The sequence below is a fragment of the Nocardia yamanashiensis NBRC 100130 genome, from assembly GCF_001613325.1.
GTDB lineage: Bacteria > Actinomycetota > Actinomycetes > Mycobacteriales > Mycobacteriaceae > Nocardia > Nocardia yamanashiensis.
This window is the reverse complement of the sequence record NZ_BDCD01000021.1, coordinates 142082-165907: the sequence shown is the minus strand read 5'-3', so window position 1 is coordinate 165907 and position 23826 is coordinate 142082. Positions and strand designations below refer to the sequence as shown.

General features: G+C 66.6%; 24 protein-coding genes. 13 read left to right on the top strand and 11 right to left on the bottom strand.

Translation table 11 applies throughout. From position 1 onward, the window contains the following. The first annotated feature begins 227 nt into the window (after window positions 1-227). The gene (locus NY1_RS25100) at window positions 228-1448 is read left to right on the top strand and encodes a hypothetical protein (protein ID WP_067718141.1); all 1221 of its coding nucleotides are present in this window, start codon (window positions 228-230) and stop codon (window positions 1446-1448) included. 6 nt (window positions 1449-1454) lie between these two features. Here the strand turns inward: NY1_RS25100 and NY1_RS25095 are convergent, their stop codons facing one another. After that, the gene (locus NY1_RS25095; protein ID WP_067718138.1) at window positions 1455-1736 is read right to left on the bottom strand and encodes a hypothetical protein; all 282 of its coding nucleotides are present in this window, start codon (window positions 1734-1736) and stop codon (window positions 1455-1457) included. Between the two features lie 44 nt (window positions 1737-1780). Beyond that, the gene (locus NY1_RS25090) at window positions 1781-2536 is read right to left on the bottom strand and encodes a MerR family transcriptional regulator (RefSeq protein ID WP_067718135.1); all 756 of its coding nucleotides are present in this window, start codon (window positions 2534-2536) and stop codon (window positions 1781-1783) included. Window positions 2537-2832: 296 nt separating this feature from the next. Between NY1_RS25090 and NY1_RS25085 the strand changes: the two genes are divergently transcribed. Then, a complete protein-coding gene (locus NY1_RS25085) occupies window positions 2833-3513 on the top strand; it encodes a S1 family peptidase (protein WP_084535308.1) in 681 nt (226 codons plus the stop codon). 57 nt (window positions 3514-3570) lie between these two features. Here the strand turns inward: NY1_RS25085 and NY1_RS25080 are convergent, their stop codons facing one another. Both NY1_RS25080 and NY1_RS25075 read right to left on the bottom strand, forming a co-directional pair. Further along, complete coding sequence (locus tag NY1_RS25080; protein ID WP_067718131.1) at window positions 3571-4224, bottom strand: NAD(P)-dependent oxidoreductase; 654 nt, start codon at window positions 4222-4224, stop codon at window positions 3571-3573. A 47-nt stretch (window positions 4225-4271) separates the two neighbouring features. Beyond that, a complete protein-coding gene (locus tag NY1_RS25075; RefSeq protein WP_067718128.1) occupies window positions 4272-5213 on the bottom strand; it encodes an EamA family transporter in 942 nt (313 codons plus the stop codon). Between the two features lie 103 nt (window positions 5214-5316). Between NY1_RS25075 and NY1_RS25070 the strand changes: the two genes are divergently transcribed. Further along, entirely contained in the window at window positions 5317-5817 is a 501-nt protein-coding gene (locus tag NY1_RS25070; protein ID WP_067718125.1) for a MarR family winged helix-turn-helix transcriptional regulator, read from the top strand. Here the strand turns inward: NY1_RS25070 and NY1_RS25065 are convergent. Further along, the gene (locus tag NY1_RS25065) at window positions 5725-6327 is read right to left on the bottom strand and encodes a VanZ family protein (protein WP_067718122.1); all 603 of its coding nucleotides are present in this window, start codon (window positions 6325-6327) and stop codon (window positions 5725-5727) included. The genes NY1_RS25070 and NY1_RS25065 overlap by 93 nt on opposite strands. Before the next feature lie 22 nt (window positions 6328-6349). After that, on the bottom strand, window positions 6350-6727 hold the full coding sequence (locus NY1_RS25060; RefSeq protein ID WP_067718120.1) for a winged helix-turn-helix transcriptional regulator: 378 nt from the start codon (window positions 6725-6727) through the stop codon (window positions 6350-6352). Window positions 6728-6826: 99 nt separating this feature from the next. On the opposite strand from NY1_RS25060, the gene NY1_RS25055 reads away from it, so the two are divergent. Together NY1_RS25055 and NY1_RS25050 are read left to right on the top strand one after the other, a co-directional pair. Further along, a complete protein-coding gene (locus NY1_RS25055) occupies window positions 6827-7666 on the top strand; it encodes an MBL fold metallo-hydrolase (protein ID WP_067718117.1) in 840 nt (279 codons plus the stop codon). A 40-nt stretch (window positions 7667-7706) separates the two neighbouring features. Further along, window positions 7707-8291 carry a DUF7691 family protein gene (locus tag NY1_RS25050; RefSeq protein ID WP_157762470.1) on the top strand — a complete coding sequence of 195 codons (585 nt, stop codon included), beginning with the start codon at window positions 7707-7709 and terminating at the stop codon, window positions 8289-8291. Here the strand turns inward: NY1_RS25050 and NY1_RS25045 are convergent. Then, window positions 8288-9187 carry a DUF6301 family protein gene (locus NY1_RS25045; protein ID WP_067718112.1) on the bottom strand — a complete coding sequence of 300 codons (900 nt, stop codon included), beginning with the start codon at window positions 9185-9187 and terminating at the stop codon, window positions 8288-8290. The two genes, NY1_RS25050 and NY1_RS25045, sit on opposite strands and share 4 nt — an antisense overlap. Before the next feature lie 244 nt (window positions 9188-9431). After that, window positions 9432-10070 (bottom strand): DUF4097 family beta strand repeat-containing protein, encoded by a 639-nt coding sequence (locus NY1_RS25040; RefSeq protein WP_067718109.1) that lies wholly within the window; start codon window positions 10068-10070, stop codon window positions 9432-9434. 150 nt (window positions 10071-10220) lie between these two features. Here NY1_RS25040 and NY1_RS25035 point away from each other — a divergent pair, with 150 nt between their 5' ends. Continuing rightward, complete coding sequence (locus tag NY1_RS25035) at window positions 10221-10430, top strand: hypothetical protein (RefSeq protein ID WP_067718107.1); 210 nt, start codon at window positions 10221-10223, stop codon at window positions 10428-10430. 82 nt (window positions 10431-10512) lie between these two features. On the opposite strand, the gene NY1_RS25030 is transcribed toward NY1_RS25035, so the two are convergent. Both NY1_RS25030 and NY1_RS45160 read right to left on the bottom strand, forming a co-directional pair. After that, a complete protein-coding gene (locus NY1_RS25030) occupies window positions 10513-12042 on the bottom strand; it encodes a DUF4185 domain-containing protein (RefSeq protein WP_067718104.1) in 1530 nt (509 codons plus the stop codon). Window positions 12043-12222: 180 nt separating this feature from the next. Continuing rightward, window positions 12223-13635 (bottom strand): SpoIID/LytB domain-containing protein, encoded by a 1413-nt coding sequence (locus NY1_RS45160; protein WP_067718102.1) that lies wholly within the window; start codon window positions 13633-13635, stop codon window positions 12223-12225. 166 nt (window positions 13636-13801) lie between these two features. Between NY1_RS45160 and NY1_RS25020 the strand changes: the two genes are divergently transcribed. Then, entirely contained in the window at window positions 13802-15922 is a 2121-nt protein-coding gene (locus NY1_RS25020) for an N-acetylmuramoyl-L-alanine amidase (protein WP_084535307.1), read from the top strand. Window positions 15923-15925: 3 nt separating this feature from the next. On the opposite strand, the gene NY1_RS25015 is transcribed toward NY1_RS25020, so the two are convergent. Beyond that, window positions 15926-16726 (bottom strand): Cof-type HAD-IIB family hydrolase, encoded by an 801-nt coding sequence (locus NY1_RS25015; RefSeq protein WP_067718371.1) that lies wholly within the window; start codon window positions 16724-16726, stop codon window positions 15926-15928. Between the two features lie 170 nt (window positions 16727-16896). Between NY1_RS25015 and NY1_RS25010 the strand changes: the two genes are divergently transcribed. From NY1_RS25010 to NY1_RS24985, 6 genes are all read left to right on the top strand, one after another. Then, a complete protein-coding gene (locus NY1_RS25010) occupies window positions 16897-17559 on the top strand; it encodes a hypothetical protein (protein WP_067718099.1) in 663 nt (220 codons plus the stop codon). A 33-nt stretch (window positions 17560-17592) separates the two neighbouring features. After that, window positions 17593-18573 carry an ABC transporter permease gene (locus tag NY1_RS25005; protein ID WP_067718369.1) on the top strand — a complete coding sequence of 327 codons (981 nt, stop codon included), beginning with the start codon at window positions 17593-17595 and terminating at the stop codon, window positions 18571-18573. Further along, window positions 18570-19526, top strand: coding sequence for an ABC transporter permease (locus NY1_RS25000; protein ID WP_067718096.1), 957 nt, complete (start codon window positions 18570-18572; stop codon window positions 19524-19526). Before NY1_RS25005 ends, NY1_RS25000 begins: the two co-directional genes overlap by 4 nt. Beyond that, the gene (locus tag NY1_RS24995) at window positions 19523-21397 is read left to right on the top strand and encodes an ABC transporter ATP-binding protein (protein WP_067718094.1); all 1875 of its coding nucleotides are present in this window, start codon (window positions 19523-19525) and stop codon (window positions 21395-21397) included. Before NY1_RS25000 ends, NY1_RS24995 begins: the two co-directional genes overlap by 4 nt. Before the next feature lie 68 nt (window positions 21398-21465). Beyond that, on the top strand, window positions 21466-23145 hold the full coding sequence (locus NY1_RS24990; protein ID WP_067718091.1) for an ABC transporter family substrate-binding protein: 1680 nt from the start codon (window positions 21466-21468) through the stop codon (window positions 23143-23145). Window positions 23146-23153: 8 nt separating this feature from the next. Continuing rightward, window positions 23154-23807: a hypothetical protein gene (locus tag NY1_RS24985; protein ID WP_157762469.1), complete on the top strand. Its 654-nt coding sequence runs from the start codon at window positions 23154-23156 to the stop codon at window positions 23805-23807. The last annotated feature ends 19 nt before the right edge of the window (window positions 23808-23826 follow it).

The following is a 23826-nucleotide window of genomic DNA, read 5'->3' as shown; positions in this document are numbered from 1 at the left end:
GTGGGCTCCGGGTGCTGCGGATTTCGGAGGATACGGCGGGACCGGGAGTTCGTCATCTCGCTCACCGGGACGGGCTCCAGAAATTTTGCTCAGAGTTCACCAAAGTGCTGACGGACACGTCATGAGAGCTGTATTACATAGCTGCGAACTGATCGTCCGACCAGTTTCTTACGCCGTGTTGCAGTTGCCCGCCCGCAGCCGACGCTCGACCCGGAAGACCTATCTACATGCGGTTTCATCGTCTCGCCCCGCTAGTCGGCGCGTTCACCCTGTCGGCCGTCCTCGGCTCGGCCGCCCTGATTCCCGCCGCCGCGCCCGCCCGCGCCGCCGAGGAATCTCTCGCCACCGTCGAGGTCGCCGACACCGTCGGCCTCTGTGGCGATGGTGCAGCAACCTTCGATGACATCGTCACCACGGCCGCCACCGCGATTCGCTCGGTGGTGCCGGCGGGTCAGCAGTCCGCCTACGACCGGCAGGTGAACGATTTCCGGCTGAGCATGGCGCAGGTCGGTGTGCACCGCCGCGGCCTGCCGGCCGATCCGGCCGATTCCGGCGGCCGCCTCCAGTTCCTGGACGACCCGATCGTCACCTACTTGGTCAACACCCTCGACGCGGTCCGCACCGGCAATATCGACAAGACCGTCTCGGTCTCGCAGCTGACCGTCAACGAGGTCGTCGAGATCTTCATCCTGGCCACCCGCATCGTGAAGATCCCCGCCCAGCTCGGCGCCAGCCTGGTCCCCACCGTCGGCTTCGTCCTCAAGCCCATCGTCGGCGCCCTCTTCAACGGCGTGAAGTCCCTGGCCCGCGCCGTCCAAGCCCAGGTGGCCCGCACCTGCAAGGCCCCCAACGCCTACGAAAAGCTCCAGCTGGACCTCCCCGACGAACACGTAGCGGTCCCCCAGCCCCTCCTCGACCTCGCCAACCAGCTGGTCAAGGCCGACGGCTCCTGCACTCCCCTGGCCGAACTCAGAACCTCCGACCTGGTCGAACGCACCCGCACCTTCCTCACCACCCACCCCGAACTCGGCATCGACACCCCCACCGTCCACACCAACGCCGAAGCCCTCCAAGCCTTCCTGCGCGACAACCGAGTAGCCGAAATCGTCACCCTCCGCCGCATCGAAGAACTGGGCCCCCTCGTCAACGCCATGGACTACGGCCCGCTGACCTTCCTGGCCAACCTCGGCTTCGACATCTACGAAGGCAAAGCCCTCAACACCGTCCCCCTCGGTGAAGTCAAGGTAGAGAACGCCTTCGACCTCATCACCCTCACCCTCGACACCACCAGCCTCCTCCTCACCCTAGGCACCACCATCGCCGGCTTCACCGGCGTAGCCTCCACCATCACCACCCCCTTGGGCATAGCCCAAACCCTCGCCTTCGCCCCCACCACCTACGGCATGCCGATCCTCCGCGGCATCATGCAATCCATGTGCGGGGCGTGACAGGGCTCAGCGGCGGCGCCGCAGCAGCAGGAACGCCGCGAGGAACAACGCGGCGGCCGGAATCGAAAGCATGAATCCGAGGATGAATCCGGCGAGCGGGCCGAGATCGTCGGCGTGTTGTTCCGCGTCCGATGGTTGTTCGGACATCGCGTCGATGTAGGCCAGCACTATGCAGACCACCGCTGGCGCTGCGAAAAGCGATCCGAACAGGCTAGCCAGGATGCCGCCTGCCAATTCGAACCCGCTGTGCTGACGCGGCGGGACCGGGTGCGGTGGATAGGGATTCATACCCTATTGATCATCGAACCCGGTCCCCGGCGTAAACACCGGCACTACAGGCGGACGGCGGCGTATGCGCGCATGGCGTCGCGGACGTAGGTGGTGGTGCCTTCGCCGTGCTTGTCGTAGTTGGCCGCGAAACGTGGGTCGGCTACGTACATTTCGCCGAGGCCGGTGAATTCTTCGGCGGTGGGGCGCTTGCCCTGCCAGCCGAGGGTCACCCAGTCGTAGTGGCGTTGGGCGATATTCAGGACTTCTTCGCTGTCGACGGGGAGGGCGGCGGTGTGGGCGCGGCCGTAGTCGGCGGCGATGTCGAGGTGGGTTTGGAGGTGGACCTTTTTGTCGGCCTCGGTCATGGAGCGCCACCAGCGGTCGCCGCGCTCGTAGGCATCCCTGCCCCACTTCTCGATTACTTCGTCCCTGTATTGCGTGTGGTCGAATCCGTCGAATACTTCATTGGCCATGAGTGGCTCACCTGCCTTCGTTTTGCGCAATGTGGTGCGTACCGAGGCGATCTGCCGCGCGAGGCGGGCCTGCTCCTGCTGGAGCAGTTCCAGGTGCGTGTGCAGGGCGGCGGCGGTATCCGTTTGGCCCGCGAGGATTTCGGCGATGGCCGGGAGGCCCAGGCCGAGTTCGCGGAGCAGCAGGATGCGCTGCAAGCGGACGAGCGAATCCTGGCCGTAGTAGCGGTAGCCGTTGTGGCCGATCCGGGTGGGCGGCAGCAAGCCGAGTTCACCGTAGTGCCGCAGGGTGCGGCTGGTGGTTCCGGCGGCTTTCGCCAGTTCCTGGATGGACCATTCGGTCGCCACTGTCGATCCTTTCTTCGCTCGTTCGCCTCGACGAATTCAGGATGCAAGTTGACGTAGCGTCAAGGTCAAGCCTGTTCAGTATGCGCCGGGCAAATCGGTCGACACATCGGTCACCGACCGGTCCGCTCTTGATTCTGGCTGGTTGCCGTGACAAGATCGCCCGGCACGTTGGGCTACAGCGGTTTTCGCTCGCCCGCGCGAATTCACCTTCTGTTCAACCTTTGGGGAAAAGGCAACACATGTTCACAGCGGGCCGTGCCCGAATTCTGTATCGGGCGGTCGCGCTGGTAGCGGCCATGACTGCGCCGATGCTGGTGCCCACCGGCGGTGCGCAGGCGGCCGGCCCGGCTGCCCTGGGCGGCGGCTCGGGCGTCTACGTCGAGGACCTCACCACCAAGGACCAGGTCTCCGAGTGCACGCTCACCGCCATCGGCTACGACCGGGAGAACCGGCTCGTCGCCATCACCGCCGGCCACTGCGGCGAGGTCGGGGCGCGCCTGCTCGCGGAGAAGTCCACCAAGTCGGGCGTGATCGGCGTGATCTCCGAGAAGAGCGACGACAACGACTGGGCCGTCGTCGAGCTCAATGCCGATCGCGTGGCCCCGGTCCGCAAGGTCGCCCAGTCGGTGATCAACGGGATCGGCTCGAACCCGCGGGTCGGCGACACGGTCTGCAAGAACGGCCGCACCACCGGCTACACCTGCGGTCTGGTCTGGGAGTCGAACCCGGAGTACTTCCGCTCCCAGGTGTGCGCCAACCACGGTGACTCGGGCGGGCCGGTGCTGATCGGCGATCGCCTGGTCGGCATGGTCGTGGCGGCCACCAACTTCACCGCCGGTCCGATCAATATCGAACTGCCGCTGTGCAAGGGCGCGGGCGACATCATCCACGAGCCGGAGCTGGCCACCAGCATCACCATGGTGCTCGCGGACATCGACGCGCACGGCAAGGTGGGCGCGGGCTTCCGGGTCTTCTGATCCGACAACGCAAAAGGGGCGCGGCCGGGATTCCCGGTCGCGCCCTTTCTTTTCTCTTCAGTATCCGACGGTGAACCGGGTCCGGTGATGCTTCGGCCGCTCCGCCTCGTCCAGCAGCGCGACCGCCATGTCCTCCATCGAAATCGCCGAATTGCCTTCGTCATCCACGATCAGCTCGTCGGCCCCGAGCCGGTAGGAACCGGTGCGCACCCCGGGCTCCAGCATGGCGGCCGGGCTCACATAGGCCCAATCCACGCTGCCCCCATCGGCCTGCCGCGCCGCGCCCTGGAACACCGCCAGCTGCCGGTTGCAAGCCTCCGCGATCGGCACCCAATCGGCCGGGAAGTCCGGCTGCTCGAGCACCGTCTTCCCGGTCCCCGGCACGGTGAGACTTCCCGCCCCACCGACCACCAGCAGCCGGATCTCGCTGTCCGCCAACCCTTCCAGCAGCGCTTCCGCCGCCCGCACCAGCTCGCTCTCCTGCCCGGCGACCGGGCGGGTGGCGCTGATGACCAGGTCACTGCCCGCGCTCAATTCCGCGACCTGCGCCGGATCGGACACGTCCCCGGTACGCCGTTCCGCGCTCGCGGGCAGGTCCACCAGCCCGGCGCGCTGCCGCGCCACCGCTACCACCTCGTGCCCCCGCTCGATCGCTTCCCGAACGGTCCGGCTGCCGACTCCACCCGATGCCCCGAAGATCGTGATACGCATGGCTTCTCGTGCTCCTTCGTGTTTCCGTATTGTGCGGTATCGCCAGCTCAGGCGGCGGTCTTGGCGTTCGAACGGTCCTGTGCGGCAGCATCATTCGTCACGGTGACGACCGCGGCCGGCTTGGGCGCGGCGGCCATCTGCCCGAGCAGCGTGCCGCCCAGCGCGATCACCATGCCCAGCATCTGCAGCGGGGTCAGCGACTGTCCCAGTGCGGCCCAGCCGATCACGGTGGCCGACAGCGGGCTCAGCAGGCCGAGGAAGGCGACCGAAGTGGCATCGGCCTTGGCCAGTCCGCGGAACCAGATGGCGTACGCGGCAGCGGTTCCGATCAGGCCGAGGTACAGGTAGCCGCCGATATTGGTGAGCGACAGCGCCGGCGGCATGCCCTCGACGGCCAGCGCCAGCGGCAGCAGCACGATGCCGCCCGCGGTGAGCTGCCAGCCGGTCATGGCCAGGGGGCCAACACCTTCCGGCCGTCCCCAGCGCTTGGTCATCACGGTGCCGGCGGCCATCGAAGCCGCGCCCAGCAGTCCCGCGATCACCCCGACCGTGTCCAGGGCCGCACTGGCCCGCAGCACCACCAACGCCACGCCCGTCATGCCGACGATGGCCGCCACGAGCTTCCGCGCGGTGATCTTCTCGTTCAGCGCGACCGTGGCCAGGCCCAGCGCGATCAGCGGAGCCGCGGCCCCGAGCACGCCCGCCACGCCGCCCGGCAGCCGGTAGGCCGCGAGGAACAGCAGCGGGAAGAAGGCGCCGATGTTCAGGACGCCGAGCACGCCGGCCTTCCAGATCCACTCGCCCTGCGGCAGTTTGCGGGTCACGGCCAGCAGCAGCAGGCCGGCGGGCAGGGCCCGCATGAGGGCGGTGAACAGCGGCCGGTCCGCGGGCAGGAACTCGGTGGTGACGGCGTAGGTGGATCCCCAGACCAGGGGCGCGAGGCCGGTCAGTGCCAGGGTTCCGGCGTATCCGGTGCGGCTGATGTTCATCGTTAGCTCCTCATTGATAATCTCAACGTTGAAATAAAAACATCCAAGTACTTCAGTGTCAAGTATCTTGATGTTGAGATTTTCAATCGTGAGAGGAGTCGCCGTGTCCGACGCCGTCGATCAGATCCGCGCCGCCTGGAGCCGCATCCACCCTGACGTGGACTGTTCCTATGTGGAGGTGACCGGGCGGGTCACCCGGATCGCCCGCATCATGGATCGCGAGTTCACCGAGTTCTTCAAGGGCCACGGCATGGAGTTCTGGGAGTTCGACCTGCTCTCCACGCTGCGCCGCAACGGCGGGAAGGATGGGCTGACCGCGGGCGCGCTGAACAAGGCGCTCATGGTGACCTCGGGGGCCGTCACCAATCGGATCGATCGGATGGCCGCGAAGGGGCTGGTGGTTCGTGTCGCCGATCCGTCGGATCGCCGTGCCGTGCGGGTGCAGCTCACCGATGCCGGGCGGGACCTGGTGGACAAGCTGCTGCCGCTGCATGCCGCCAATGCCGAACGGCTACTTGCCGATTTCGCCGGATCCGATCGCGAGGCCATCGTGCCCCTGCTGCGCGCGCTCGCCGAGGCGCTCGGGGACAAGTCGCTGTCCTGAGTACCTGCGCGTCAGCCACGCGCCGATGCCCGCGCCGGTCGCGTTCATCAGCACATCGTCGATGGAGGACCAGCGGCCGAGATCCAGCACGTATTGGGCGGTTTCGAGCCCGGCGGACAGCAGCGCGCCGACCGCGAGCATGCGCGGGACGGTGCCGAACCACGGAAATCGCAGGGGGAGAAGGAATCCCAGCGGAATGAACAGAATGGTGTTGGCCACCACCTGCACCACGGTGTTGGTCGACGCCTCGAGCAGGGTGTCGATCAGGTCGACCAGCGGGAACAGGATGACCTTGCGTTCGCCGGGACCGGGCGTGAGGATCATCCAGATCCAGGGCAGTGTGCCGAGCAGTATCCCCGCCTCGGCGATGGTCCAGCGCACGGCTTCGGTGCGTTCGCGCCCGCGCCGGATCCGCCACCGCGCCAGGCACCAGCCGCCCGCCGCGACCACGGGGACCGCCAGCGCCCACACCACGAGCACGGTCCCCCACGCATCCCACACCTGCCGCACCCCATCCAAGGTAGCGGCGGTTTCAGCCCGCGGCCGCCACGTCGAATCCGTCGTCGTCCGTATTCACCTCGAGCACACCGTGTTCCGTGGCCCACCCGCAGATGGCGGCCAGTGGCGCTTCGAGCGTGCGACCCAGCGCGGTCAGCTGGTATTCGACGTGCTGCGGCGCTGACTGCTTGTACACCTGCCGCTCCACCAGCCCGTCGGCTTCCATCCCGCGCAGGGTCTCGGTCAGCATCTTCTGCGTGATGTCCGGCAGTCGCCGGCGCAGCGCCGCATGCCGGTGCGGCCCGTCCATCAGCGCGTACACCAGCAGCACCCGCCATTTGGCCGCGAACCGTTCCAGCGCCTGCCGCGTCGCACAGGACTCCTCGAGAATGTCGGGAATGACGAGGCTCATCGAATCTCCACGGGAAGGGCACTTCGAAGTGCCTTCTATCGGCACCGAGCGCGGGCTCATACGGTCGTCCCTACCGTAACCACGAAAGGGAATCCGGACATGAGCAACGCCTTCCGCATCCACACCTACACCGCCGCCGAATCCGGCATCTTCGTCAACAGCTACCTGATCGAAACCCCCAACGGCGTGGTCCTCATCGACGCCAACCTCCTGGTCTCCGACGCCCACGCGCTGGCCGCCCGAGCCAAGGCCCTCGGCAAGCCCCTGCTGGCCGCCTTCGTCACCCATCCCCACCCCGACCACTTCAACGGCCTCCCCTACGTGGTCCCCGAGGACGCCCCCGTCTACTCCACGGCCGAGGTGGCCAAGGTGATCGCCGAATCCGCCGAACCCAAACGCGCCCAGTGGGGCCCGACCTACGGCGCCGAATGGCCCGACCGCTACCGCGTCCCCAACGTGCACCTGGCCGACGGCGAACCCATCGAAATCGACGGCGTCACCTACACCATCCACGAGGTAGGCCCCGCCGAAAGCCACGCCGACAGCTGGATTCTCGTCGAATCCGGCACCACCCGCGCCGCCTTCATCGGCGACCTCGCCTTCTTCGACGGCATGCACTCCTACCTCACCGACGGCCACTCCACCACCTGGCTCGAAGCCCTCGACACCCTCACCCCCACCCTCACCGGCCTCACCCTCTACCCCGGCCACGGCCCCGCCGGCACCATCGCCCTCCTCCACTCCCAGCGCCAATACCTCCTCATGTACCGCGAAACCGTAGCCCGCCTCCTCGGCGACGCCGACTCCCTCACGGACGCCCAAAAAGACGAACTCGCCACCCGCATGGCCGAATTCGCCCCCGAAGCCGCCCTCAACTGGCTCATCCCCCTCGGCGCCGACCCCGTCGCCGCCGAACTCACCACGGCTCACACCCACTGAGCCCGATTGCCGGTCACGACCGACCGTTATGGTGTCGGCCATGGGACGTATCGTCGGCGTGTACCTGGTCGACCTCGAAAAAGTCAGGGGCGCTGTCGGTTCCGGTGACGATTTGCTTCGGCGCCGCATCGAGGTCTGGTTCGGCGCCGACTTCGATCGCAGCGACAAGGAAGCAGGCAGCTCGGCGGACCCGACCGCGCGCGAATCCCTGCGAGCGGTCATCGATGGCGGGCCGTACCGGGACGGCCACGGGCATTGCTATGCGGCGGCCTATCAGAACATCTGTGGGTATTACGCGAGCTGGGAAAGCGCCCATGGCCCCTACCACCGGGATTGGCTGAGCGAAGTCGACGACGCCCTATACCGACTCGGTATCCATGACATCGGGTTGACGGCTTTCGAGGATGGACCGGCGACCCCGCTGCCCTGGATTTTCGATGGTGGATACGGGGAATGGTCGCATGACGACTGCGTCCGCGCCGCGATGGCGTCGGACGCGATGAGCGCAGGGGTGTATGCCGGACTCGATGGCGCCCTGCGGGAATGGGTCGATATCGCGCTCGAGTGGGCGCGGGTGGCGGCTGCTCGCCCGGGTTACGGTCTGGCCGGGTTCTTCACCATCTAGACGCGGCCAGGGTTCGAGAGTGCTCGCAGATCGCACCGGTGAGGTCCTTCGTCGGACCTCCCGGCCACGATCCGTAGCTCCGCGGGGCTCGCCACACCCATCACGTCGTGCAGGGCGTGCTTCACGTCCGCGACCACGGTGGCCAGCTCGTCCGCCGAGATCGGCACATCGATTTCGTAGCCCCAGTCCCGGATGTCGTCGGGCTCCTGCCAACCCCGTTCGATCAACCGACGTTCATCCTCTGCCGACAGCTCGAACTCCGGACTCAGCGAAAGATTCGATGCGACTTCGCAATTCAACGTCCCACTCCTGCTGAAGTGCGCGAATCGACCGCCGGTGGTCCTGAGTATCAGGAATTCGTCGTAGTTCAGGTCGAGCAGCACAGACGGCAGCGCCGAAGACAGCTGCGCCCAGTCCGGCACTGCGACATGGCAATCGGCGTGCACGACATGGCCCGGGTCTATCAGATCGAGCGCGATCGAACGGTCATCCATCGCCAGCCGGATGTCAACTAGCTTCCGGCTCCACACGCACTCTGTCACGCCCCAGATCGACAGCCCCTCCCGCTCGCCCAGTTCCCTCTCGATCCGTGCGACGATCCGCCCCCGCAACTCGTCCACTCGCACATCATCGTCGCAGGTGAGATCCACAAGCGGAAACGACAGGTACTCCAGCCGGATGTCCGAGTCCCGGCTCGGCACCCGCCCGAACGAAGCTATCCCACCGGCGCCGTCGGCCGAACCGCTCGCCGACAATCGTGCCCACCGTGGCCCCGCTTCGCGCACCTGCCACCCGATCGCCGTCAGGAATTCCGCCAGATCCGCTTCACCCCAGCGCCACTCGAACTCGGAGGCCACCGCGGCGATCCGCCCTGCCATCTCTACATCCACGTGCATACCCGAATGCTAGGAATACCGGTCCGCTACTTGCTCCGAATCAGCGCCGCGAACCCTCGCAGCGAACTTTGGATTCAAGCACTTGTGCTGCTGCGCGATGAACTCGCCGATCCACAAGGCCGGGAAGCCGCGGCCGCCGGTCGAGCCCTCGCCGAAAGGTTCGAAGTGCCTTTCTATTTCCCGAGCCCCGACAGCCCCGACTACAGCAGGCCGCGCTGGTGAGACGGACCGCGAGAACTCTGAGCTAGACGGCAACCACATGCCCGATGACGATGTTGCCGAAGGCGTTGTGGGCGTTGACCTGCACGATGTCGCCGGATTGCGGGTCGGTGGGGGCCATCTGGTTGTGCACGGTGCCGTTGGCGGCGTTGGTTTCGACGCGGGCCAGGCTGCCCGGGCGGATGCCGACTTCGATTTCGCCGGTGGAGGTTTCCAGGGTCAGGATGCCGCGGGATGCCTCGGCGATGCGGATGTCGCCCTTGGCGGTTTTGGCTTTGACGGAGCCGAGGGGGCGTTCTACGTGGATGTCGCCGGCGGAGATCTGGAGGTCGGATTCACCGATGGGGCCCAGGGCGATCAGGCGGCCGACGGCGGCGGTGGCGTTCAGGGTGGAGGCGGTCGGGATCTCGAGGGTTACCTGGATCGAGGGGGTGCCACCGAAGGCGGTCTTGGTGCGCCAGGTCTTCGGGGTCTGCACGGTCAGGACGCCGGCGGTGAAATCGACCTGGGTTTGTTCGGCGGCGCGGACGTCGGCCTTCTTGGCGGGGTCGGCGGGGCGGATGTGGACGATGGCGTCGGTGCGGTCGGTGGCGATGACGGTGACCTCGGCGGCGGCGACCTCGACGGTGGCGGTGATCGGGGACTGGGTGTCGAACTTCAGCATTTCGGTACTCCTTGACGCGGTGTGTTCCGGTTGGTGAGGAGTACTTTCACGGGTTCGGCTGATGCCGACCTGATATCGGCCTGACGTGGCTACTGATGCATAGTGTTTCGCCGAGGGCCTCCGGCCCGAGATCAATCAGGAGTACACCCAGTGACTTTCCGCAACACCGTCCGCACCGTGCTGACCAGCGCCGTCCTCATGTCCGCTGTCGCCGTGGGCGCGGCCACCCCCGCCGGCGCGGGCGTATCCCCCGCCCCCGTGGCAACCACTGCCGACTCCGGCTCGGCGTCCGGCAGCGCATCCGCCATGCAATCCCTGTTGGACGCGATCACCTGCCCCTTCGTGAAGTTGCACTGCTGAAAGAGGCGCGCCTGGCACCTTCACGGCTCCGTCGATGCCACGCCGCACCACAGATCGGTTGTCGTGAAGGTGTTGGAGAGTCTCACTTCAACGTTGCGTGCATCAGGTAGACGTTGTAGCTGTTCCAGGCGGACATGGTGAAGTACAGGTCTTTGCTGGTGGACCAGGGGTGGAGGAAGCCACCGTAGGCCGTCGGGTAGTCGTCGGTGTTCAGGAGCGGGGTGGGATCCGACCAGGCGCCTTGGGGTTCGGTGGCAGTGCGGAGGAGGAATTGGCCTCGGGTGGTGTCGAGATAGACCATTTGCCACCGGGAGGAGTCGGCGTCGTAGCGGATGGAGAGTTCGCTGGCGGTGCCGGAAACCAGTGGGGTGGCGTGGAATTCATTGGTGGCGTCGGCGGCGACCCAGGTGCCATCTATCCAGTATTGGTAGGCGGATTTGTTGAGGACCTGGGTGGAAGGGACTCGGGCCAGGCCGATTACGCCGATGCGGCCGTTGGGGGTGCCGAACATGTAGACGTAGTCGCCTTGCGGGACCATGGTGGCTACCTGGAAGCGGCCGAGACCGAAGAGGTTGTCCCATTGGGCCCATTGGGATTTGGTCCAGGTGCGACCGGCGTCGTCGGAGTAGGCGATGCCGCCATGGTTGGTCCACCACATGCCGGGAATGCGGCTCCAGTGGTTGATGGACATGTAGGTGAGGTATTGGCGGGAGCCAACGGCGAAGCCGGAAGTGGGGATGGTGGTCTGCTCGAAGTTCTTGATTTTGCGGCTGTTCAGGATTTCGGCGGCGTGGCAGCGGCGGTCCTGGGCGAAATCATCGAGGGTGAGGCCGTCGGTGAGGTCGCGGTCGGTGCTGTAGGCGATGACGTTGCTGCGCCAGTCCTGTTGATCGGTGCCGGCGCCGCCGGGTTTCCAGCCTTTGCCGAAGGTGTCGCCGAAGACGACGGCTATCTGACCGGGTGCGGATTCCCACATGAGCCCGAGGTCGGTGCCGTCCACCGACCAGCGCATATCGGTGCGGTTGGTGGAGCCGGGGCCGGTTATCTGGTTGACCAGGCGCAGCGAATCCAGTTGGGACGGTGCGGGGGCCGGGGCAAGCGGTGCGGGCGCGGCGGGCTGTGGATCCGCGATGGGGGCGGGCTGCGGTTCAGGTGTTTCACCGCCGGGCACCACGATCGGGATGGGCTCGGATTCGAGTTTCAGTTCGGGCAGCGTCAGGCTGCCGCCGCCGGGAACTACCGGCGATGCGGTGGCGGAATCGCGGACTTCGGGGCAGGGATTGGCACACGGGTTCTCCGGCAGGGCAGCCGATTCGATGCGGGTGTTGTCCTGCTTCGGCCCCGGAGTCTGAACGGTTACCACCTGTGGCACCGGAATCGGGATGGTCGGCGCCGATTGCGGTTGCGGCGACGCCGGATTGGATTGCCGGGCCAGCGGGTCGAGCCCCGTTTCGCCGCAACTGTTCACCGGCGCGGGCGCCCAGGGGTGCGTGGGGGCCGCCGTGGCGGGCGACGCGGGCAGCAGAGTCGCTCCGAGCAGCAGAACGCCGGAAATGCCGAGGGCGGCCGAGGTTTCGGCAGCGTATTGCGGGCGGCGGGGCCGAAATCCCATGGATGCGCGTCTCCTCCACGATCGAACCGCATCACCGTACCGTCCAGCAGGCGAATTCGAGCGCAGCCGACGCGTTTATCCGACCGTTTGTGAAGGTTTCGACACCGAAGGGGGGGCCGTGCGGCACGGGTGGGCTGCCGCTGCACGCCGGGGCTTGAAACCTCTACTTCAGCAGTTGAATCAGGGAAATGAGGTGGCCGGTGCGGAGGTGGTGAATGCTGGGTGCTGGGGTGCGGATGGTGGGGTGGGGGTGGAGGCGGTGCTGGGGGCGATGGTGTTGGGGAAGGGTGGTTTGGCGGTGGTTTCGGGGGTGGGGTCGGTGAATCGGTGTGAGTTCGCCAGGAGGCGCAGGGTGGTGGGGCCGGCGGGGAGGCCGGTGGAACCGGAGGGCGGGAGGGGATTGCGGACTCGGGTTCCTGGATTTTGGTGGGGGCGAATTTCGGTGGGGGTGTTGGATTCGATAGGGGGCGTGGGGGTTACGCCGTAAGAGTCTGTCTGGTCCGGATAGGTTTGATCGGAATAGGTGGGGTCGGTGTAGGTGGGGTCGGAGTAAGTGGGATCCGAGTAAGTGGGGGCGGTCGGATCCGATTCCGATGGTTCGGAGGGGTTCGGATTCAGCAGGTCCGGGAAGAGAGGGAAGGACGGGAGGGCGGGTTGGGCGGCGGGGAAATCGGATAGGGCGGGGCCTATTTCGAGGTTTTCCGCGGGGGTGCCGCCGTCGGGGGAGGCTGAATACTCGGCGCGCAGGACGTGGTTGTCGCGGGAGAGGACGCGACCGGAGGTGGCGAGGACGGCGTCGGTGGTGCGGGTGTCCTCTTTGTCGGTGCCGGGGTACATCTGGCAGTCGGTGGTGTCGCAGGTTTCGGCGTAGGCGTAGCGGTGTTCGGCGAGGGCGTAGGAGCGGGCCGCGATGGCTTGGGCGCGTAGGGCTTCCGAGCCGCCCTGGTCGGCCCAGTTGGGGACCATTTCGGCGGGGACCACGCCCATGAGGTAGTCGTCCACGTCGACGTCGTTGACGGTGCGGTACTTGCCGTTTTCGAGAGCTACGCCGAGGACGCCGCGGTAGGCGCTGCCGCCGCACAGCTGAAGGTGTTCGGCGGCGGGGCGATTCGTGCCTTCCATCGATGGGTAGGCCCACGGGTCGTCGGTGCTGCCCTCCCACAGGGTTTCGCCGTCGCAGCCCTGCGTGATGCGCACGTCGGCGCCGGTAGGGGTGGGGGTCAGCACCGCCGCCTGGCCGGGGATGACGCGGCGGCCGGCGACGAAGAAGACGGATTCGGAGATCACGTCCAGAGTGCTGTCGTCCTGGGCTTGCAGGCGGACGCGGACCGTGGTGGGGCCGATGTCGGCCAGCTCGGCGCCGGGGTAGTAGTGGGCCAGGATGGTGTCGGCGGTGTCGCCGCCGACCGAGCGGTCGAAGGCGCCGGTCTGGCTCATGCCGCGGCCGTGACCGGGACCCGCGGTGAAGGTGAAGGAGCCGTCGGGCCAAGCCCAGAGCAGGGCGGCGGTACCGCCGGCCGCGGTGGCGACGGTGACGGACAGGGCGATCAGGCTACGGCGTCTGCGGCGTGCGTGTAGGTACCCGTTCGGCATGTCATACCCGTTCTGTTTGGAGCTGAGGCTACATTCGAGTTACCCAAGGCTAAGCCTCAACCATACGTTCAGGGACTGTGACAGTTGGGACTAGTGTGATCGCTGAGACGCTCGGAAGCAACCTTGCAGGCCGGGTGCCGTTAGACAGATTTACCTGGAATGGGAGATGCACGTGCCGTACAGCAGAGCCAAACACTCGTATGTACTCCCCGTAGTCACCATACTGGCCATTACCGCACCGTTCGGGGTCCTGGCGCTGAGCGACTCCCCCGAAGTTCAACCCGCTGATCAGAGCAATCTGGCAGCTATACCTGCCAAGCTGGCCGAGGTGGCGCTGGCCTCCGCACCGGACGTGGTACTGCCGCTGCGACAGCTGACCGGATTGAACCTGCCCGACCTCCGCCTGTCGGACCTGCGAAAACTACCGCTGCCCAGGTCGATTCCGGTTCCGGCCGGACTACCCGTGCCGTCCGGGGTCCGACTACCCAGCGAGATACCGCTACCGAATCTCGGCGGTGTCTCGAAACCCAGCGGATCCCCCGGATTCATCGCCGAACCCGGACCCGAAGCGCCGGCGGAAACCCCGGCCGCAGCCCAGCTCGAAGGCGATCCGAACACTCCCGCACTGGCGCCCGGCGCCGTGCCCGGCGACCTGATCGACCAGGTCGGCGCCCAGGTCAAGGAACTCACCCGCGACACGCCGTTCAGCATGGTCGCACTCACCGCCGACAATCTGGCGGGCACCAGCTCCAAGATTCGCGCACAACGCGCCGACGGTACTTGGAGCCCTTGGTATTCCACCGACGAAGCGGACGGACGGCAGCGCGTCGCCGCGAAACGCACCGGCACCGAGCCGATCTACGTCGGCAGCACCAAGGCCGTGCAGGTGCTCACCACCCGCAAGCCGGTGTCCGAACCCGCGCCGCTCACCGACCATTCCGGCGATCCCGCGCAGATCAATTGGGAGAAACTGGCCGCGGTACTGATCGATCCGGGCCGGGGGGCCATCGACGAGAACCTCACCCAGGTCGCGGCGGCGCTGCCGGGCGGCGGGCCGAAGGTGATCACGCGCGCGCAATGGGGCGCCGACGAATCGCTGCGGTGCGAGGAACCCACCTACGACGATGCGGTGAATGCGATCACCGTGCACCACACCGCCGGGCGCAATGACTACTCCAAGGCGGAATCGGCGGGCATCGTGCGCGCCATCTACTCGTATCACGCGAAGACTTTGGGCTGGTGCGATATCGGATACAACGCACTGGTCGACAAATACGGGCAGATCTTCGAAGGCCGATACGGCGGGCTGGACCGCGCGGTCGAAGGCGCGCACGCGGGCGGATTCAATATCAATACCGCGGGCGTGGCATTCATGGGCAATCACGAGGAAGAACCGCCGACCGATATCGCCGTGCAAGCCATGGGTGATTTCATCGGCTGGCGCGCCAAGGTCGCGGGAATCCAGCCCGAAGGTTCGACCACCATGTATTCCGAAGGCAGCGATTACACGAAATACGCACTGGGACAAGCGGTCAAACTGCCGAATATCTTCGCGCACCGCGACGTCGGAAATACCTCCTGCCCCGGTGACGCCGCCTACGAATTGATGGACAAGATCCGCGCCATCGCCGAGAAGACCGCCGGCACGGTGCAGGGCGGTTCACGGGCGCCGTCCCGGCCGAAACCGGAACAGCAGGCCGGGAATCAGCACACCGCGCCGCAGACCCAGAACGACACCGAAGCCGATCTGGCCACGCTCGCCGATCTCACCGGCAAGCTGCTGGACATGGTCGGGCGGAATCCGGTGGCCGGGTATTGGAATCAGCAGGGCGCGGCGAACGGCCCACTGGGACAGGCGAAGTCGGAGCCGATCGCGACCGAGGACGGCGGGCAGTACGCCGAATTCGTGAACGGGTACGTGTATTCGACGCCGGACGGGCGGGTGTTCGCGGTGGTCGGGAAGATCCTGGAACGCTTCCGGCAGCTGGGGGCGGGGACCGGGATGCTGGGGTTGCCGGCCAGCAACGAATATCAGGTGCAGGACGGTGTGCGCGCCGACTTCCAGCGTGGGTCACTGATTTTCAACCGGCTCACCGGGATCGTCACCACCGTGCTGAAGAACTTCGGCAGCAATCCGGTCACGGTGCCGGGCGGGTCGCCCATCCCGGGCACGCTGCAGAACGCGCCCGCGGCCGGGTCCGAGATTCCCGCGCCGCTGCCCGAGGCCGCACCGCCGGCCCCAGCCGATCCCGCACCCGTCGAACCGGAACCGCTACCGGCCCAGTAGGACTCACGCCCACCAACGCTCGAGGACTTGCGCCACGCCGTCCTCGTGGTTGGGGGCGGCCACCTCGTCGGCGGCGTCCTTGGCCTCCTGATGCGCATTGCCCATGGCCACCCCGTGCCCGGCCAGGCGCAGCATCGGAACATCATTGGGCATATCGCCGAACGCGATCAGCGCCGAATGCTGCACGCCGAGCCGCTGCGCCACCGTCGCCAGCCCGGTGGCCTTGGTGACGCCCGGCGCGGACAGTTCGATCAGCCCGTGATCGGTCGAATAGGTGAGATCGGCGCGGCCGCCCAGGGCGGGCTCCAGCACGGCCCGCATATCGCCGCTCAGCGCCCCCGGCAGCCGGATCAGCATCTTGATGGCGGGCGAGGCGATCACTTCGGCCCGCGACACCCGGGTGTCGTCCGGGTTCAGCCAGGCGTGCTCGTACTCCGGCGAACTCACGAACTGCGTGGTAGCGGCATCGTGGGCGCTCTGCCCGATCCGCTCCGCCGCCAGCCCGCACCCGGGTAGTAGCCGTTCCGCCAGGTCCGCGGCCCAGGCCAGCGTCTCCACATCCAGGGTTCGCGCCGACAGAATCCGATCGGAGGCGCTGTCGTAGATGACGGCCCCGTTCGCGCACACGCACAACGGCGCGTAACCGAGACCGTCCACCACCGGATCGATCCAGCGGGGCGGTCGGCCGGTGGCGAGCACGAACGGCACACCGTCCGCGATAAGGGCGTCTACCGCGGCTTTCGTGCGCGTGCTCACCTGCTCACCATTGTCGATGAGCGTGCCATCGACATCCGTGGCGACCATCTTGGGTTTGGGCAGGTGAAAGAGAGTCACCGCTATGACTGTAGCGCGAATGAACGGTCCGTTACCGGGACTGCGATCGCCTCGTCACCACATCGGAAGCATTGCCGGACAATCGCGGGCTCGATGGCGCGGACCGGCGCGGAAAGCGGAGGAGAGCTAGCATCCGGCTGGTGGATGTACAGGTGATTCCCGGCCGGATGGTCGAAGTGCCGACGGCGGACGCGACCGGCATGGACCGGCGGGCGTTCGGCGAGTTCATCGGACCGCAAGGCGAGCTGGCGTCCTACGCGCTCGGATGGATCACCGGCGGCGACGAACAGGCCGGGCGGATGACCGTCGGCATCGGAGCCGGGAACGAAGGCGGCGGGACCTTTCACATCGTGGTGTTCCCGCACGACGGCACCCACGCGTACGGGCTCGTCGACACGCCGTTCGAATCGGTGCCGCAGGGCGGCCGGGACTTCACCCGCGCGGAAGGCCTCGCACACCAGGACCTGCCGTTCATCTGGTGGGTGGTGGATCGGGTGATGGAACGCGATCCGCGCGCCTGGTGGATGAAGCATTGGATCTGGCGCACCAATTGCATTCAGACCAAAGAGGTCTTCGAACAAGAGGAGCCGGTGCTGCTCGTCACCCACGACGCGGACGACGGCATGTGGCAGCTGATCGGCAGCTCCGATGCCGGGCCCGGCGCGAAGCTCGGGCACCTGTGGCATGCCATCGACGAGGACCCGACATTGATGGAGGTGCTCGACCTCGAAGCGGGGCAACGCGCCACGCGCGACGGTGCGGGGGAGCGATGGACACGCGGTACGGGGCAGTGGTCCCTATGATCTGGGGCTAAGACTCGACCCCGGAAGGGAATGATGGCCGGTTTTCTGCTGCGACGTGCGCTGAACTATGTCGTGCTGCTGGTGCTGGCGTCGTTCCTTACGTTCTCTCTCGCCTGTTGGACGTTCCACCCGCTGGAAAGCCTGGAGGCGCGGAATCCGCGGCCTCCGCAGTCGGTGATCGATGCCAAGCGGGAACAGCTGCACCTGGACGATCCCGTCCCGCAGCGGTACTTGAACTGGGTCAAGGGCGTGGTGACCGAGGGCGACTTCGGCACCACCCTGGCCGGACAGCCGGTGAGCGAGGAACTGCCGCGCCGGGTCGGAGTGAGCTTGCGGCTGTTGATCATCGGATCGGTACTGGGCACGCTGCTCGGCGTCCTGGTCGGTGCGGCGGGCGCGATACGCCAATACAAGTTCAGCGACTACTTCACCACCGTGTTGTCGCTGCTGATCTTGAGCACGCCGATCTTCCTGCTCGCCACGCTCTTGAAATACGGTGCGCTGGAGATCAATACGGCGACCGGCAAGCAGATCTTCCTCTACACCGGGGAGACCTCGGCGAACGCCGTGCACGGACTGTGGAACCAGATCGTCGATCGCGCCCAGCACATGGTGGTGCCGACCCTCGGCCTGGTCCTCGGCGCGATGGCGGGATACAGCCGCTACCAACGCAATGCGATGCTCGACGTGCTGCAGAGCGATTTCATCCGAACCGCCCGCGCCAAGGGCTTGACGAGACGGCAAGCGCTGTACAAACACGGCCTGCGTACCGCTCTCATCCCGATGGCCACCCTGTTCGCCTACAGCCTGGCGGGGCTCATCACCGGAGCCGCCTTCACGGAGAAGATCTTCGGCTGGCACGGCGTGGGTGAATGGCTGATCGATTCGATCAACCGCCAAGACCTGTACCCGGTCGTCACCATCGCGACCTTCAGCGGACTGATGGTGCTGATCGGCGGACTGCTGTCCGATATCGTCCTGGCCATCCTCGATCCCCGGGTGCGTACCGCATGACCGACACCGAGATCATCGTTCAGGGCGCCCCGGAACCCGCCGCGTCCGGCCGCGGCAAGCTGGTGCTGCGCCGCTTCCTGCGCAACAAGGTGGCCGTGACCTCGGCGCTGATCCTGCTGATCCTGCTGATCAGCAGTTTCGCGCTACCGCCGCTGCTGCCCTACGACTACCAGCAGCTCGACTACACCGCCCTGCTGAAGCCGCCCAGCTCCAAACATCCCTTCGGCACCAATCAGATCGGTCAGGACGTGCTCGCGCAGACGCTGCGCGGACTGCAGCGCTCGCTGATCATCGGATTCAGCGTGGCGTTCATCTCGGCCCTGATCGCGACCGTCGTGGGATCGCTGGCCGGGCTGCTCGGCGGCTGGACCGACCGGGCCCTGATGTGGGTGGTCGATCTGCTGCTGGTGGTGCCGAGCTTCATCGTGGTGGCCATCTTCGCGCCGCGCACCAAGGGCAACGGCTCGATCCTGCTGCTGATCGTCCTGCTCGCGGTCTTCGGCTGGATGATCAGCGCGCGTATCGTGCGCGGTCTCACCCTGAGCCTGCGGGAGCGCGAATTCGTCCGCGCGGCAAGGTACATGGGCGCACCGACGTGGAAGGTGATCGTCACGCACATCGTGCCGAACATCGCGTCCATCCTCATCATCGACACCACGCTGGCGATCGGCGCGGCCATCCTCGGCGAAACCGGACTCAGCTACCTGGGTTTCGGTGTGCAGGCCCCGGACGTGTCCCTGGGTTCGCTGATCGCCGCGGGCACCGCCTCCGCGCTCACCTACCCGTGGCTGTTCATGTTCGCCGGTGGCCTGCTGATCACGACCGTGCTCTGCGCGAATCTGATCGGTGACGGCCTGCGGGATGCCTTCGACCCCACGGCGCAGCGGGCGCGTTCCCGCCGCAAGGAACGCAAGGCAGCGGGCGCCGCTCCCGCCGGAAAGGCTCAGGCATGACTGACAATTCGGCCCCGAGCCTCCGTAAGACCACCACCGCGCCGCTGCTGGAAGTCTCGGATCTGCATGTTTCCTTCCCGAGCGAGGAAGGCCGGGTGGACGCCGTCCGGGGCGTCGGCTACACCGTGAACGACGGCGAAGTGCTGGCCATCGTCGGCGAATCCGGGTCGGGCAAATCGGTGTCGTCGCTGGCTGTGATGGGTTTGCTCCCGGAGCAGGCGCGCATTCGCGGCTCCATCCGGCTGCGTGGGCGAGAACTGCTGGGCTTGGGCGACAAGCAGATGTCCACGCTGCGCGGCAGCAGTGTGTCGATGGTCTTCCAGGACCCGCTTTCCGCACTGACCCCGGTCTACCGGGTAGGCGATCAGATCGCGGAAGCCCTGCTCGCCCACGGCAAGATGAGCAAGGCCGAGGCCGATGCGAAGGCCGTGGACCTGCTCGACCTGGTGGGTATCCCGGAACCCCGGCTACGGGCGCGCGCCTTCCCGCACGAGTTCTCGGGAGGTATGCGGCAGCGAGTCGTGATCGCCATCGCGATCGCCAACGATCCGGAACTCATCATCTGCGACGAGCCGACCACAGCGCTCGATGTGACCGTGCAGAAGCAGATCCTCGACCTGCTGCGGAAAGCGCGTGACATCACCGGCGCGGGCGTCGTCATGATCACCCACGATATGGGGATCGCGGCCACGCTGGCCGATCGGGTGGCGGTCATGTACGCCGGCCGCATTGTCGAAACCGCGCCGGCCGCAAAGCTTTTCGACGCACCCAGAATGCCCTACACGGTGGGTCTGCTTGGTTCCATTCCCCGGCTGGACGGTCCGCCGCGCACCCCGCTCATCCCCATCATCGGATCGCCGCCGGCCATGCACGCGTTGCCGGGCGGTTGCACCTTCGAACCGCGCTGCCCGATCTCGATCGACGACTGCCGGGCCGCCGAGCCGCCCCTGCAGGACACCGCACCCGGGCATCGCGCCGCCTGCATCCGGACCGCCGAAGTCGGTACGTCCGAGCTGTTCACGGCCTACCGCAAGGAGATCGAACAGCCGGACGAGGTCGCGGAGGTCGATACCCGCGAGGTCGTGATGAAGGTCAGCGACCTGCGCAAGACCTTCCCGCTCACCCGCGGTGTGGTGTTCAAGCGGCGCGTCGGCGAGGTGAAGGCCGTCGACGGCATCGGGTTCGAACTGCACGCCGGCCGGACGCTGGCCATCGTGGGCGAATCCGGTTCGGGGAAGTCGACCACGCTCACCCAGATCATGGAGCTGCTGCCGCCCGAGGCCGGCAGCATCGAGATCCTGGGCAAGAACGTCGCCACCCTCACCAAGTCGGACCGCCGGGACATCCGCCGCCGGATGCAGATCGTCTTCCAGGATCCGGCCTCCGCGCTGGATCCCCGGCTGCCGGTCTTCGACGCGATCGCCGAACCATTGCAGATCGATGGCCGGTCCCGCGACGAAATCCAGCGCCGGGTCCCGGAATTGCTGCGGCAGGTGGGCTTGCGGCCCGAACACGCGGACCGCTATCCGACCGACTTCTCCGGTGGCCAGAAGCAGCGCATCAGCATCGCGCGGGCGCTGGCGCTGGAGCCGGAGATCCTGGTGCTGGACGAGCCGGTCTCGTCACTGGACGTGTCCATTCAGGCCGGCGTGCTGAATCTGCTGCGCGACTTGCAGATCGAACGCGGCCTGTCGTATCTGTTCGTCTCCCACGATCTTTCGGTGGTGCGGAACCTCGCTCACGACGTCGCCGTCATGAAGGACGGCCGGATCGTCGAGCACGGCCGAGCGGAAGAGATCTTCGCCAACCCCAGCCATGTGTACACCCGCGCTCTCATCGACGCGGTGCCCGTCCCGGTCGTCGCCGGATAGCGGCCGACCATGCGGACAGCGCGAAACCCGAAGCGATCCGGTACAACTCCGACGGAAAGGGCGACCGAATGAGGACACGCTCGATAGGTATGCGGCTGACTATTCCTCTGGTCGCGGTGGCATTGGCGGCGGCGGGCTGCGGCGGCAGCGACTCCGAGGCGCCGGCCGGCTCCGCGGCCGCGCTGGGCACGACCAATGACATCAATCCGCACGATGTCGCCGATCTGAAGGACGGCGGCAATCTGCGGGTCGCGCTCACCGCACTGCCGGAGAACTGGAACGGCCTGCACAACGACGGCAACGACGGGGATACCGGGGCGGTCCTGAAACCGACCATGCCCCGGGCCTTCCGGGTGGACGCCGCCGGCAAGATGACGGTCAATACCGACTACTTCACCTCGGTCGAGCTGACCAAGACCAGCCCGCAGGAGGTCACCTACACCATCAACCCGAAGGCGGTCTGGTCCGACGGCACCCCCATCACCTGGGAGGACATCCAGTCCGAGGCCGCGGCGCTGAGCGGGAAGAACAAGGAATTCCTGATCGCGGCGAACAATGGCTTCGACCGGGTGGAGAAGGTCGAGCGCGGAGTGGACGACCGCCAGGCCATCATCACCTTCAACAAGCCCTACGCCTCGTGGCAGGGCCAATTCGCGGGTAACTCGTTCCTGTTCCCGAAGTCGGTGACCTCGACTCCGGAGGCTTTCAACAAGAGCCTCGTCAACGGACCGGGACCGAGCGCGGGGCCGTTCATCGTGCAGTCGGTAAACCGTGGCGAACCCCGGATCATTCTGGGGCACAACCCGACCTGGTGGGGTGACAAGCCGAAACTCGACACCATCACGATGAGCGTCTACGACAGCAAGGCGTTCATTCCCGCCCTGCAGAACAACGAGATCGATGCCGTGGGTGTCACCACCCGCGACGACCTCAAATCGGTGAAGAGCACACCCGGCGTGGTCATCCGGCGCGCGCCCGGGCCCCAGTGGGCGCACTTCACCTTCAACGGCGCGCCCGGCTCGATCCTGTCCGATGCCAAGCTCCGCGTGGCGATCGGCAAGGCGATCGATCGGCAGGGCATCGTGACCGCCGTGCAGAACGGCCTGGTCGAGGACCCCAAGCCGCTGAACAACCACATCTACCTGCAGGGCCAGGAGGGCTACCAGGACAACGCCCCGAAGTTCGACTCCGCCGCTGCGGCAAAGGAACTCGACGATCTGGGCTGGAAGCTCAATGGTGATGTGCGCGAGAAGGACGGCCGCAAGCTGGTCATCCGCGACGTGATGTACAACGACGACACCTGGGTGCAGGTCGCGCAGATCATCCAGCAGAATCTCTCCGCGATCGGCGTCAAGCTCGAGATCGTCACCAAGCCGGGCAAGGCTTACTTCACCGACGTGATCCAGCCGGGCGATTTCGATGTGGCGCAATGGGTGTGGCTCGGCGACCCGCAGCCGCTGGCCAGCATCAACCAGATCTGGGCCTACAACCCCGACGACCTGCAGGGCAACTACGGCCGCATCGGTTCGCCGGAGCTCAACGCGCTGATCGAGAAGACCCAGTCCGAGCTGGACCCGGCCGAAGCCATCAAGCTGGCCAACCAGGTAGACCAGGCGATCTTCGCCGAAGGCCACTCGCTGCCGCTGTGGCAGTCGCCCGGCAATGTCGCGGTGCGCGACAACCTGGCCAACTACGGTGCGGCGGGCATGGCTTCGCTCGACTACACCAAAATCGGCTTCCTGAAGTGATTCCCCGGATGGGTCACCCCCTGGCCTATCCGCTGCTCGTGACGATCGGCACCCTGGTGAGCATCCTCGCCTGGGTGCCGTTCGCCGATCCGGAGCAGTTCGGGATGCTGCTGGCGCTGATCGTTGTGGTGCTGGGGTACAGCGGAATTCGGTTCGCAACGGCGCTGGGCCGGCTGCCGTTCGGCATGCCGGCGGCGGAGCATCGGCATGTGGCGGTGCGGCGGGTGCGGCAGCGGTACCGGTTGACCAGCCGGAGCTGGCTGGAGTTCACCTTGGGTGGGAAGACCCGATGGCTGCCGGTGTATTTCGATCCGGCATTGACCACGCTGACCCAGGAGGATGCCGAATTGTCCTCGCGCAGTGTGCATATCGGCGGTGGACGGATCTATCCATCGGGGCGCGTGCGGGACCGGGAGCCGGTAGGCCGGTTGATCGACAATCCGACACGGCCGGATCCGCACGCGGTGGCGGTGGCAGGGCAAGCCGCTCGGGTGGGGCGCCGTCTACTGCTGGATGCGCAGTCCGCAGTGGTGGCGCCCATCGCGGCGTTGTTGTGGGTTTATGTGGCAGGTGGCGGGACCGGTGCTTTCGTCGCGGCGACGGTGGTGGCGGCGGCCACCGCGACTTGGCTGGCGGCCATTCGTGGGTCGGATCCCAGCTGAGCCCTGTCCTGAGCGAGGA